Below are 12,434 nucleotides of genomic sequence, written 5' to 3' on the forward strand. Positions count from 1 at the left end.
ACGCCTGCAGGTGAACGAGGCCCTGGTGGTGGTGCTGGTGTTTGTTCTCGGCTCGCTGGTGATGAGCTATCCCCTTGGGGCGGCCGGCGACAGCTGGCTCGATGGCTGGTTCGAGGCGGTCTCCGGCATCACCACCACGGGGCTCAGCACCGCGGTCTCCACCGGCGGCTTTTCCACCTTCGACAACAGCCTGGCGGGGCTGGGGCCCGGTGCGGCTGCGGTGATCATGGGCTTTGCGTGGCTGGGGGCGGTGTCGTTGCCCCTCTACACCCTCGCCTGGCAGAAAGGCCCAGGCGTCATGCGCCGGGCCCCGGAACTCTGCGGGCGCTGATCGTCGTCACCGCGCTGTTGGGCGCGCTGCTGACCCTGTGGCTGCCGGCGGGCGACGACGGGACGGCTGGCTGGACGCGCTGCTGATGGGCATGAGCGCCCAGAGCGCGACCGGATTCTCCACGGTCGTCATCGGCGACCTCGACGACGCCTCCAGGCTCGCCATGATCGGCGCCATGCTGGTTGGCGGCAGCGTCGGCTCCACCGCCGGCGGTTTCAAGCTGCTGCGGCTGCTGCGGCTGCAGCAGTTGGTCCTGGCACGCGCGGCCGCGCCACGCCACGCGGTGATTGACGTGCGGCTCGGCGGGCGGCGGGTGGATGACGAGGACCTGTGGCGAGCCATGCTGCTGATGGTGACGTTCGCGCTGCTGGTTTTTCTGTCGTGGCTGGCGTTCGTCGCCCACGGCTATCCGGCGCTGGATGCCTTGTTCGAAGCGGTCTCCGCCACCGGCACGGTCGGGTTGTCCAGCGGCATCACGCGACCGGATCTGGAACCGTTGCTGAACGGCCATACTATGCTTCAATATATTGGCCGGACGCGTGGATATCTTTGCGCTGCTGGTGGTGCTTTACCCGGATACCTGGTTCGGCAAGCGATCGGAGGCACGATGAGAGCGATGTTCGTGGGTGCGGGATCCCTGGCGGTGATGACGGCGCGGCGCCTGCTGAAGCGCGGACACGAGGTGGTCATGATCGATTGCGACAAGGCGCGCATCGATGCGCTTGCGGAGGAACTGGACTGCGGTTTTCTGCACGGTGACGGCAGCAAACCGGTGCTGCTGCGCGAAGCCGATCCGTCCAAGACCGATTTCCTGTTCTGTCTGACCGGAAACGATCAGACCAACATCCTGGCGAGCCTTGCCGGCCACTCTCTCGGGTATCGCAGGGTGGTGCCGAAAATCGATGATCCGGAATTCGAGCACCTGTGCATCGAGCTCGGTCTTGAAGACGCGATCATTCCGGCGCGGACCACCGGCCGCTATCTCGCAGACATGTTCGAGGGCCGGGACCACATGGAGATCATCGCGCTGGTCAAGGACGCGGCGCGGGTATTCTTCTTCGTCGCCCACGAAGAAGACGGGAAGCCCATCAACGAGCTGGATCTTCCGCAGGACAGCCGGGTGATGTTCCTCTATCGGGACGAGAAGTTCATGCTGTCGGAGCCGGAAAGCACATTCAAGCGGGGCGATGAGGTCATGACCATCACCCACAGCAGGAATATCGAAAAACTGCACCAGCGCTGGAGCGCTTGAGCGCCGCTTACGAGCGCAGCCAGATGATGAAACAGACCACGAGCAAACTTATCGGCAGCCGCATCCGGTCGCCACTATGGGGTATTGCGGCCAGCATCCTGTTCGTCGCTGCGGCACTCGCCCTGCTGGTCCATTTCGGCGCGCACGAGCAGGTGCTGCATCTGCTGCGGTGGTTTGATGCCCAGGGGGCGTGGGCGCCGCTGCTGTTCATCCTGATCATGGCGGCGGTGGTGGTGCTGGTGCTGCCGGGGGTGCTGTTCACCACCGGCGCCGGGTTCGTGTTCGGCGTCGTGGAGGGGTCCCTCTACGTGGTGACGGGCACGACGCTCGGGGCGACCGTGGCATTCCTCATCGCACGCTATCTGTTCGGGCAACGTGCCAGACAGTTCATCATGGCCCGCAGCCGATTCCGGCTGGTGAGCGAGGAACTGACGCCGCATGGCTGGAAGATCGTTCTGCTGACGCGCCTGATCCCGTTCTTTCCCAGCAAGATCGCCAACTATTTTTTCGGGCTGACGCCGTTCTCCCTGCGCGGTTACGTCGGCGGCTCGCTGCTGGGTTTCATCCCCTTCTCCATCTATAGCGTGTATCTCGGTTCAATCGCCGCCGACCTCTCCACCCTGGGTGCGCGCAGCGCGGACCGGTCGCCGCTGGAATGGGCCCTTTACGGCGTCGGCTTCGTTGCCACCGTGGTTGCGGTCATCTATCTCAGCCGGCTCGCGCGCCGGGCGCTGGCCCGCTACGCGGAAAAAGGCGACATCGAGGAGGACGTGCCGTGAGCTGGATGAAATGGCTGCCCTGGCGCTTTATCGTGCGGTATGCCGCGCGCCGGCAGGGCTTTCTGGACCCCATCGCCCTGCTGGCACGGCTGCACAGCTTTGCCCAGCCTTCCGAGGTGGGCGAGCCCATCGAACTGCTGCGGGCGGGCGTGGTGTTTCACGCCCGCGGCCTGATCAACAGCCGCGTCATCCAGCACAACCTGGACTGGGTCTGGCCCTACTGGATCGAACGCCAGTTCGACCCCCTCGACGTGTCGTTCATCCCGCGCGCCTTTTCCATCACTCATGTCAATCTCACCCACCGCAACTGGACCGCGGTCGGCTATCCGGATTGCCAGGAACTGCCGATCGTCGATCCCCGCGGGCTGCTGACCCCCCTGCTCGACGGCTGGTCGATCGACGGCTGGCTGCTGGCGGATGACGGGCGCTGCCTGCTGCCCTCGCGGGCCGCCGACTGCCGCCAGCGGCAGGACATGGACGCGGGGGTTCGCATCACCACCGAAACGGAAACGACCGGGCTGGCCCTGACCAGCAGCGCCTGGGTTGAGCTCGAGTCGGGCATCCCGGTCTGCAAATTGCATTTGCAGGCGCGGGCCGACACCAACGCCTGGCTGGTGCTGGCGCTGCGCCCGCAAAACCCGGAAGGCATCAGCTTCATCCACCAGGTCAGCCTGTCGCCGGCGCGCGATGCCTGGACGGTCGACGGCACCCAGCGGGTCGAATTCAGCAGCGCCGCCGAGCGGCACCACGTCTCCGATTACCGCAACGGCGATGTCTTCATTCATCTCCGGGATCGCGATGATCAGACCGAAGGCCGCTGCGACGTCGGCATGGTCACCGCGGCGGCGCTGTTTCCGGTCAAGGCCGGCGAAGCTGCCGACATCACCGCAAGCATCCCGCTCGCGGCCGCGCCACCCGGAGTGCTCGCCGCCGACGCCTGGGGCGCCGCGCATCGCGACCGCTGCAGGCTGGTCTGCCCGGAACCGCATTATCAGTTTCTCTACGACGCCGCGGTCACCTCCTTGATCCTGCATTCGCCGGACGACGTCTACCCCGGCCCTTACACCTACAAGCGTTTCTGGTTTCGCGATGCCGCCTTCATCATCCATGCCCTGCTGTGCGCCGGTCTGACCGATCGCGCCGAACGCGCGCTGGCGCGTTTTCCGGCACGGCAGACGGCGCTCGGCTATTTCCGCTCCCAGGAAGGCGAATGGGATGCCAACGGCGAGGTGTTGTGGATCCTGCAGCGCTTCTACGCCCTGACCGGCCGACCGCCCGCCCCCGAATGGCTTGGCCCGATTCGGCGCGGCGCCCGCTGGATCATGCGCAAACGGCTCAGCGATGATCTGGACGCGCCGCATGCCGGGCTGCTGCCGGCCGGCTTCAGCGCCGAGCACCTGGGGCCCAACGACTATTACTACTGGGATGATTTCTGGGGGATCGCCGGTCTGCGTGCGGCGGCGGCCATGCTGGCGGATCCGGACTCCGGCCACAGCCGGGAATTCGCGCAGGCCGCCGACGATTTTGCTGCGGCAGTGGAGACCAGTCTGGCCGGCTGCGCGCAACGGCTCGGCCGGCCGGCCATGCCGGCGTCGCCCTATCGCCGTCTGGATGCCGGCGCCATCGGCTCGCTGGCGTGTGGCTATCCGGCACAACTCGCTGCGCCGGACGACCCCCGCCTGCTCGATTGCGTCGAGTTCCTGCTCAGCCGCTGTTTCGTCAACGGCGCGTTCTATCAGGACATGATCCATTCCGGCCTCAACGCCTACCTCACCCTGCACGTCGCCCAGGTGCTGCTGCGCGCCGGCGACCCGCGCCACCTCGAGCTGATGGATGCGGTCGCCGCCCTCGCCTCGCCGACGGGACAGTGGCCGGAGGCGATCCATCCGCTTACCGGCGGCGGCTGCATGGGCGACGGTCACCACGTCTGGGCCGCCGCCGAATGGCTGCTGATGATCCGCAACGGTTTCGTGCGCGAGGAAGGCGAACGTCTCATCCTGTGCGCCGGCATTCCCGCGCGCTGGCTCGACCAGGCCACGCCGATCCGCTTCGGCCCTGCGCCGACGGCCTTCGGCGCGGTGTCGATCAGCATCACACCGGATCCCGGCAACCCGCCGCGCGTCGATTGGCAGGGTGACTGGCATCGCACCGCGCCCCCGATCGAGATACGTCTGCCCGGTTTCGCGCCGGTCAACGCCGCAGCCGGCACCGGCTCGATTGTCCTCGTCAAAAGGGAGCCGGGCGCATGAACTCAAATCCCTCACCACAGAGGCACAGAGGCACAGAGGAAATTCAATGGGTCGTTTTTGTTTGGCGCCTCGCCCGATGGCTTGCCGCCGGGAAATCGACAATCCATTGTTTTTTCGATTTTCTCTGTGCCTCTGTGCCTCTGTGGTTCAAACCGGGGTTTCAAGGATGAACATTCTCATATTCACCAATACCTTCACCCCGCACGTGGGCGGTGTGGCGCGCTCGGTAGAAGCGTTCACCGAGGAATACCGCAAGCGTGGACATCGGGTGCTGGTCGTGGCGCCCGAATTTCCCGACATGCCGCAGGACGAGGTCGACGTGGTGCGCATTTCCGCCATCCAGAATTTCAATGCCAGCGATTTCTCCGTGGTGCTGCCGATCCATCCAGCGCTAAGCGAAACGATCGATGCCTTCCGGCCCGACATCGTGCATTCCCAGCACCCCTTCCTGCTTGGTATGACTGCGGTACGGATCGCGCGCCACCGGGGCCTGCCGCTGGTCTTCACCCACCACACCCTGTACGAACAATATACGCACTACGTTCCCGGCGACTCCCCCGCCCTGAAACGGTTTGCGATTGAACTCGCCACCCGTTATGCCAACCTCGCCGATCAGGTCTTCGCTCCCAGCGAGAGCATCCGGGATCTGTTGCAGCAGCGCGGGGTCACCACGCCGATTGCCGTGGTGCCCACCGGCGTTCGCCTGGAAAATTTCGCGCACGGCGACGGCTCCGCCTTTCGCAGGCAGACGGGCATTCCGCAAGACGCTTTCGTGGTCGGCCACCTGGGCCGCCTGGCGCCGGAAAAGAACCTGGAATTTCTGGCCCAGGCGGTCGCCGACTTTCTCGGCCGCCACCCGCATGCGCATTTTCTGGTAATCGGCAGCGGCCCATCCGAAAACAGCCTACGGGATGTTTTTGCCCGGGCAGGCCTCGACGCGCGGCTGTATGTTGCCGGCATCCTGCAACAGCAGGCACTGGCCGACGCCCTGCACGCCATGGACCTGTTCGCCTTCGCGTCCACCAGCGAGACGCAGGGAATGGTACTGACCGAAGCCATGGCGGCCGCCCTGCCGGTGGTCGCCCTGGATGCGCCCGGCGCGCGGGAGGTGGTCAGGGACCGGCACAACGGGCGCCTGCTGCAGGAAGCCACGCCCGCGGCATTCAGCGCCGCTTTGCAGTGGGCGTCTGGGCTGCCACCCGAATCATTGCGCGACCTGAAACAGGCCGCACTCGACACTGCCGAGGCCTTTTCCATGCCTCGGTCGGCGGACAAGGCGCTGGCCTGTTACGAATCACTCAAACCTGGAACAGCCACCGAATCCGGTGCGGATGTAAGCGCCTGGGAAGAGGCCATGACCGCGATCAAGACGGAGTGGGACATTCTGAAAAGCGTGGCCGGTGCGGGCGATGCGGCCCTCGGTGCCCGCCTGTTTTCCGAAAGGGAAGACTGATGCATTGCACGCGGCTTGGGCACAGTTCGGACCTGGGCGTAAGCGGGTAGCCCATGCTCAGCCGAATTGAGACTTTTTTCCGGCGCTTGCGCCGCAACCTCAGTCGCAGTGTCTGGCTGGCGCGCCTGCTGCGTCTGCCCGTGTCGGAGGGATCGCCGACGCGGCCGGGGCTGATCATGATCCAGATCGACGGACTCTCGCAGCCGCAGTTCGAGCGCGCCCTGGGTCGCGGCGAACTGCCGTTTCTGCGGCGACTGCTCAGACGCGAACACTATCAGCTGCATGCCCACTATTCGGGCCTGCCGTCGACGACACCCGCGGTCCAGGCCGAACTCTTCTATGGCGTCAAAGGTGCCGTCCCGGCGTTCGCCTTCAGAGACCACGAATCGCGCCGGATCGTGCGCATGTACGAGCCGGAGGTAGCGGCGCGCGTCGAGGCGCTGCTTGTGGGCATTGGCAACGAGGCGCTGCTTGCAGGCGGCAGCGCCTATTCGGACAACTACACCGGCGGTGCGGCGGAACCGCATTTCTGTCCGTCAGCGATGGGCTGGGGGCCGACGCTGCGCGCGGCCAATCCGCTGGTGCTGCTGGCGTTTCTGATCAGCAATTTCTACAGCTTTGTGCGCGTCGCCGTCTTGTTGTTGATGGAACTGGGCCTGGCGCTGCTGGATTTTGTGCGCGGCCTGGTCGGGGGGTACGACTTCTTCAAGGAACTGAAATTCATCCCGACCCGGGTCGCCATCTCCATCCTGCTGCGCGAACTCTGCGTCATCGGCGGCAAGATCGACATCAGTCGCGGCCTGCCCATCATTCACATCAACTTCATCGGCTATGACGAGCAGTCGCACCGCCGCGGCCCGCACTCGCTGTTTGCCCACTGGACGCTGAAAGGGATCGACGACGCTGTCGCCCGCCTGTGGCGCGCCGCCAACCATTCCGCATGGCGGCACTACGAGGTCTGGGTCTATTCCGATCACGGGCAGGCTCCCGTCCGGTCCTACCAGGCGGTCCAGGGCTATAGCCTGGAGGATGCGGTGACAGCGGCATTTGAAAAGCTGGGCACCACAGGGCTGAAAGTTCGCGCTCAAGGCGCCGGAGGCATCCAGACCCAGCGGGTTCGGGTTCTGGGCGGCCAGAAAATTCAGCGGCTGTTCTCGGTACTCGGCATCAATGGCGATGAAGCGGACGATGCGCACCCGCTTGTCGCCGCCCTGGGGCCCGTGGGTCATGTCTATTTACCGCAGGACCTCGCCGGCGACGCGCGCGATCTTGTCGCCCGCGAATTGGCGCGCACGCACAAGGTTCCGCTCGTGCTCAGCGTGGAAGCCCCGGGCATGCTGTGCGCCCGCACCGAGGCCGGCGAATTCCGTTTGCCGCAGGACCGCGCCGCGCTGCTGGGTGCGCAGCATCCGTTTCTCGATTCGGTCGGCGAAGACCTGGTGCGACTCTGCGAACATGCCGAGGCCGGTGACCTCGTGCTGCTCGGCTGGCGCGACGGCGTCACCCCGATGAGCTTTGCCACGGAGAACGGCGCGCACGCCGGTGCGTCGCCTGAAGAAACCCACGGCTTCGCCCTGCTCCCCCGGGACACGCCGCTGGCGGCGCGCGAACATGAATATCTACGTCCGATCGATCTGCGCAAAGCGGCACTGCAGCACTTGGGGCGCCCGGACCCTCAACCCCGTGGCGTTCGCAAACGAATCGCCGCCACGCAGACGGACATCCTGCGTGTCATGACCTACAACGTGCACGGCTGCGTTGGCATGGACGGCAAGCTCGATGCCGAACGCATCGCCCGCGTGATTGCCCGCGCCCGGCCGGATGTGGTGGCGCTGCAGGAGTTGGACGTGGGCCGCGTGCGCAGCCAGGGCATGGACCAGGCACACCTGATCGCCCGTTACCTGGAGATGGAATTTCATTTCCATCCGGCCCTGCACCTCGAGGAAGAACGCTATGGGGATGCCATCCTGACACATCTGCCGCAGCGCCTGGTCAAGGCCGGTCCGCTGCCCGGACTCGCCGACAAGCCGCGCCTGGAACCACGCGGGGTACTCTGGGTTGCCATCGACCTGCACGGCAGGGAAGTTCAGATCATCAATACCCATCTCGGCCTCTACCCGAGCGAACGCGTCGCCCAGGTCGAGGCCTTGCTCGGCAGCGACTGGCTGGCGCACGAACAGTGCCGTGAACCGGTGATTCTGTGCGGCGACTTCAACGCATTGCCGTCATCGCCGGTGTGCCGCCGACTCGGCAGTCAACTCGACGACGTTCAAACCCGGGCGCAGCACCACCGCCCCCAAGCCACCTTTTCCAGCCGCCTGCCGAGTCTGCGCATTGACCACATCTTCATCAGCCCTGGACTTGAAGTGGCCGGCATCGAGATCCCCAATTCGGAGCTGGCGCGCGTCGCCTCCGATCACCTGCCTCTGGTCGCGGAAATACGCTTTCCCGATGGGCCCGGCGACAAGCGTTGAGACTCAAGAACGGCGAATGCCATGTGCTATGTTGAACTCGGAGGTGCCCCACCATGCAAAACGGAAACCCAGTCCTCAAAACAGTACGGGCGGCGCTTGAACGCGAACCGCACATCAACCTGCATCGCTGGCCCGTCCATCTCGACCTGACCGACGACAGCGTTCTGGTCATGGAAGGCGACGTGGAGAGCATTGCCGCGAAAAAGCGCGCCCTCGAACTCGCGGCCGCGGTAACCGAAGTGCGCGGCGTGATCGACCGGCTGCATGTGGCGCCAGCGGAACACAAGGGCGACGGCGAGATTCTGGATGCCCTGGAAACCATCCTGCTCGACGCGCGCGATTTGAAGAACTGCTCGCTGCGCGTGATGAAGAAGGGTGAAACCTTCACCGTGCAGGAAATCCTGGACGACGACGCCAGCGGCGATATCCTGGCCTCGGTGAAGGAGGGGGTAGTGACGCTGGACGGCTGGGTCATCAGCCTTTCACATAAAAGGTTGGCAGGCGTGTTGGCATGGTGGGTGCCCGGCTGTCGCGACGTGGTGGACGCGCTGGAAGTGTTGCCGCCGGAACAGGACAACGACGATGAAGTCAGCGATGCCCTGTCGCTGGTGCTGGAAATGGACCCGATGATTCCCCACCCTGAGCAGATCCGCGTCCACACCCATAATTACGTGGTCACCCTGGAAGGATTGGTCGGCACCCAAATCGAAAAAAAACGGGCCGAACAGGATGCCTGGTGCCTGTTTGCCGTGGACAAGGTGATTAACCAGCTTGACGTGAGCAGGTAAACAGCAACCCACGGGAGGACTGGCCTCCCGCTCCGGACGTTACGCCGGACATCCTGACCGCTACATTACCGCAATGATGTTGCCGCAGGAGACGTAAATCTGCGCCTCTGCCGCGCTCTTGTGGATGTTGATCGCCGTCTTGTCTTTCAGGATGGTCTCCAGCGGCACAGGAACCATGGTGACGGAGCGCCCGCCCTTGACGGCTTCCAGATTCCACTTCGGCGCCTTGTCCAGCTTGTCGCAGCTTCCCAGATGGATGTGTGCGGGTTGGGCAATATCGGTAGGGGCGTTGGGAATCTCGATCACCACCTTGGTCTTGTTCCCTTCCGGCATCAGGGTTGCGACGCCGTTTTGCCCCGAATTGTTCTGCGCTTCGAGTTTGACGGTAACGACATCGTCAAGGGCCAGCGCGGCATTGGAAAACAGTCCGGACAGCAACAGAATCATGATTAATTTACGCATTACTTCCCCCTTCTTGGCTAATGAGACGCTGATTAATCCGTCTTTGCGAGGAGCGAAGCGACGCGGCAATCCAGAAATGCCTGCTTAATCAATGCGCTGGATTGCCGCGCTTCGCTCGCAATGACGGTTATATCGAATTAATCAGTGTTTCCCTAATGAAAATTAACCTATAGCAGCAGGCAATCAAATTACAAGGGCGCGAATGGCCGCACCCCTATTTGGTTTGTGCTACGGCCTAAAGGGGGCACCTACCCATTTGGGTTATCCCAATAAAAACACTCAAGTATTGTCTAGACTGACAAGTGACAAGTATTGTCTAGACTGAGTGGTATGACTGATTGGAGACTGGCATGTCTACTCGCACCCCCCATGACACCCCTTGCTCGACCAGCTCGAGAGCGGCCCGTGGCCTAGCTTCGTCACCGGCCTCAAGCGCCTGGCCAGGGAAAACGACATGATGGTCGACCTGCTGGGTCAGCTGGAAACCTCCTACGAAACCCGCAAGGGCTACTGGAAAGGCGGCACGGTCGGCGTGTTCGGCTACGGTGGCGGCATCATTCCGCGCTTTACCGAACTGAAGGACGAGAACGGCAAACCGCTGTTCCCCGTGGCGGCCGAATTCCACCCCCTGCGCGTGCAGCCGCCGGCCGCCATGCACTACTCTTCCGACCTGCTGCGCAAGCTGTGCGACGTCTGGATCGACAGCGGCACCTGGCGCGACAACATCCGCGTCAACGAAGCGCAGGTGCAAGATTACTACAAGGCGCCCGGCATGCACGACCTTTACAACGACGTGGTCAGCCGCTGCCCGACCAAGGCCATCACGGTGGTGGCGTCCGACAAGATCGTGGCCAACCCGCACACCTCGGTGGCCACCTGGGCGACGGCAATGCCCTGTGCATCGACAACAAGAACTGCGTGCGCTCGATGAGTTCGGTTGCTATCGCAGCATCTCGCCCACCCAACCCGTTGATCGGTGCTGCGCTTCGGATTTGACCTCGCGTTTTTCAACATTGAAAAGGAGATTGACATGACCAGGAAACAGTTCATCACCCCCCTTGCAATCGCACTCTTTCTGGCGATTCCATCGATCAGCTTCGGGCAGGGCAAGGTGCTCATCACCGCCCCGGCAGACGGTGCCACCCTCGACGCGCTGGACGAGAACCGGCTGGTCTATGAGGTAGATCCCGGCCCGCGCGGGGATCACGTCCATATCTACGTCGACAACAAGGAAGTCGGGATATTGCGCAAGCTCAAGGGCGACTATTTGCTGGAAACCCTGTCCTCCGGCAAGCGCAACCTCTGCGTCAAGGTCGTGAACAAGGCCCACGTGCCCGTCGGCATCGAACAGTGCATCCAGGTCACGGCGAAATAAACCGTGTGGTCGGAAAACCTCGCCTATGCCCTGACCCAGGTGGTGCATAACTTCGGCGCCGCCGCCGTGCTGGGCGGTGCGGTGTTTGCGCTGTGGCCTGCGTCGCGTCTGGAAGACGGGCGCAAATTTGCCTGGCTGATCCTCGTCGCCTGGGGGGCGCAAATCATCAGCGGCGGATTGTTCGGTGTCACCAGCCTCTACTACTACGGCGAGACGCCGGATTTGAGCCGCATTGCCATGACCGCCCTTGTCGTCAAAATCGCGGCAGCGATAACGGGATTCCTGCTGGCTGCCTTCTACCTCGCCCGTGGCAAGCAATGGGGCAACGTGGGTGTGAAGCGTAGCTTCCAAAGTCTGGCCGCGCTGGGCGCCATCGCCCTGACGGCGGCAGCCTTCCTGCGCTGGTTTTCTTAAACAGGCAGGACAGGGGTGGGCTCACTCACCAGCGTCGGGGTAAGCCGATCCCCAGCGATCATTCTCCACGAACCAGCAAAACGGGTTTGGTCGCCACGCGTGCGACGCCTTCGGCGACGCTGCCAAGGAACAGGCGAGCCAGGCCGCGACGGCCGTGCGTACCGATGACGATCAAGTCGGCCGGCCAGGTTTCGGCATCCTCGGCGATGGCCTCGGGGATGCGTTTTTTCAGCGTGTCGATCATGATGAGCGTCGTTTCGACAGCGACGCCGGCGGACGCCGCGGTCGCTTCCGAACTGGACAGGATGTCCTGCCCATTTTTGATGATGTTTTCCGCCACCTGGGACCGATTTGGAAACTCGGCGTCCAGGTTGATGTTCGCGATATCGGCCGCATGCGCGATCCGCAATTGCGCCTGCAATTCTGTGGCAAGCCTGATTGCCGTCTGCAATGCAAGTTCACCGGTTTGACTCCCATCGACCGCCACCAGAATTCGCTTGAACATGATGTCTCCTCGAAAGATATGCCATCTTCATGGGGTGCCATAAGCGTCGGCACCAGGCCATGATGGGGCGAAGGCAGATCTTGACGATTTCGACAGGTCATCGTCGTTTATTGACCAGGCAAGCGGTGAAATATGAACCGGCCGGGCTGATTTCCAGCCGATTCTCTTCAAGTCCGACAGGCTGCTAGTTCTACTGTGTTATTAAACATTCATGACCTGATTTGCTGATCTCCCGCAGCATGGACATTGCAGCAAGCCTTTTGCGATGGCAGCTGCGAGGCGGAAGCGCAATGTGGGGATCGAATTCTGGACGTGGCGTTGCATCGGTCGTGGCCCCGCGCGGGCGGAAACC

Annotated in this window: 11 protein-coding genes and 1 pseudogene; 10 read left to right on the top strand and 2 right to left on the bottom strand. The window is 63.4% G+C overall.

The annotated features are described in order from the left end of the window. The 7 genes from ABW22_RS13825 to ABW22_RS13855 all read left to right on the top strand — a co-directional run. Positions 1–331: hypothetical protein (locus tag ABW22_RS13825; RefSeq protein WP_202813963.1), on the top strand; the 331-nt coding region annotated here is incomplete at its 5' end. Positions 332–368: 37 nt separating this feature from the next. Next, positions 369–1,583, top strand: coding sequence for a potassium channel family protein (locus ABW22_RS16900; protein WP_157648656.1), 1,215 nt, complete (start codon positions 369–371; stop codon positions 1,581–1,583). Positions 1,584–1,609: 26 nt separating this feature from the next. Further along, positions 1,610–2,362: a TVP38/TMEM64 family protein gene (locus tag ABW22_RS13835; RefSeq protein ID WP_088178793.1), complete on the top strand. Its 753-nt coding sequence runs from the start codon at positions 1,610–1,612 to the stop codon at positions 2,360–2,362. Then, complete coding sequence (locus ABW22_RS13840) at positions 2,359–4,611, top strand: hypothetical protein (protein WP_059757933.1); 2,253 nt, start codon at positions 2,359–2,361, stop codon at positions 4,609–4,611. Before ABW22_RS13835 ends, ABW22_RS13840 begins: the two co-directional genes overlap by 4 nt. 166 nt (positions 4,612–4,777) lie before the next feature. Continuing rightward, a complete protein-coding gene (locus ABW22_RS13845) occupies positions 4,778–6,064 on the top strand; it encodes a glycosyltransferase (protein ID WP_059757935.1) in 1,287 nt (428 codons plus the stop codon). 53 nt (positions 6,065–6,117) lie between these two features. Beyond that, positions 6,118–8,538, top strand: a complete 2,421-nt coding sequence (locus ABW22_RS13850) for an endonuclease/exonuclease/phosphatase family protein (RefSeq protein ID WP_082708870.1) — start codon at positions 6,118–6,120, stop codon at positions 8,536–8,538. Positions 8,539–8,591: 53 nt separating this feature from the next. Then, complete coding sequence (locus ABW22_RS13855) at positions 8,592–9,326, top strand: BON domain-containing protein (protein ID WP_059757940.1); 735 nt, start codon at positions 8,592–8,594, stop codon at positions 9,324–9,326. Between the two features lie 60 nt (positions 9,327–9,386). Here ABW22_RS13855 and ABW22_RS13860 read toward each other — a convergent pair whose 3' ends face one another. Further along, positions 9,387–9,788, bottom strand: a complete 402-nt coding sequence (locus tag ABW22_RS13860; RefSeq protein ID WP_059757943.1) for a hypothetical protein — start codon at positions 9,786–9,788, stop codon at positions 9,387–9,389. Positions 9,789–10,167: 379 nt separating this feature from the next. Between ABW22_RS13860 and ABW22_RS18450 the strand changes: the two are divergent. The 3 genes and pseudogenes from ABW22_RS18450 to ABW22_RS13875 all read left to right on the top strand — a co-directional run. After that, positions 10,168–10,485: pseudogene (locus ABW22_RS18450) on the top strand (sulfite reductase, dissimilatory-type subunit alpha); the annotation flags it as partial. A gap of 333 nt (positions 10,486–10,818) precedes the next feature. Further along, on the top strand, positions 10,819–11,163 hold the full coding sequence (locus tag ABW22_RS13870) for a hypothetical protein (protein ID WP_059757961.1): 345 nt from the start codon (positions 10,819–10,821) through the stop codon (positions 11,161–11,163). Positions 11,164–11,166: 3 nt separating this feature from the next. Beyond that, a complete protein-coding gene (locus tag ABW22_RS13875) occupies positions 11,167–11,577 on the top strand; it encodes a hypothetical protein (RefSeq protein WP_059757949.1) in 411 nt (136 codons plus the stop codon). A 58-nt stretch (positions 11,578–11,635) separates the two neighbouring features. Here ABW22_RS13875 and ABW22_RS13880 read toward each other — a convergent pair whose 3' ends face one another. Next, positions 11,636–12,082 carry a universal stress protein gene (locus ABW22_RS13880; RefSeq protein ID WP_059757952.1) on the bottom strand — a complete coding sequence of 149 codons (447 nt, stop codon included), beginning with the start codon at positions 12,080–12,082 and terminating at the stop codon, positions 11,636–11,638. Positions 12,083–12,434: the final 352 nt, after the last annotated feature.

Source organism: Thiobacillus denitrificans, assembly GCF_001530125.1.
Taxonomy (GTDB): domain Bacteria; phylum Pseudomonadota; class Gammaproteobacteria; order Burkholderiales; family Thiobacillaceae; genus Thiobacillus; species Thiobacillus denitrificans_C.

What these genes read in the sequence shown, in the direction of transcription:
- ABW22_RS13835 (WP_088178793.1), top strand. Translation starts at nt 1,610, where the DNA reads ATGAAACAGACCACGAGCAAACTTATCGGCAGCCGCATCCGGTCGCCA.
- ABW22_RS13845 (WP_059757935.1), top strand. Translation starts at nt 4,778, where the DNA reads ATGAACATTCTCATATTCACCAATACCTTCACCCCGCACGTGGGCGGT.
- ABW22_RS13850 (WP_082708870.1), top strand. Translation starts at nt 6,118, where the DNA reads ATGCTCAGCCGAATTGAGACTTTTTTCCGGCGCTTGCGCCGCAACCTC.
- ABW22_RS13855 (WP_059757940.1), top strand. Translation starts at nt 8,592, where the DNA reads ATGCAAAACGGAAACCCAGTCCTCAAAACAGTACGGGCGGCGCTTGAA.
- ABW22_RS13860 (WP_059757943.1), bottom strand. Translation starts at nt 9,788, where the DNA reads ATGCGTAAATTAATCATGATTCTGTTGCTGTCCGGACTGTTTTCCAAT.
- ABW22_RS13870 (WP_059757961.1), top strand. Translation starts at nt 10,819, where the DNA reads ATGACCAGGAAACAGTTCATCACCCCCCTTGCAATCGCACTCTTTCTG.
- ABW22_RS13880 (WP_059757952.1), bottom strand. Translation starts at nt 12,082, where the DNA reads ATGTTCAAGCGAATTCTGGTGGCGGTCGATGGGAGTCAAACCGGTGAA.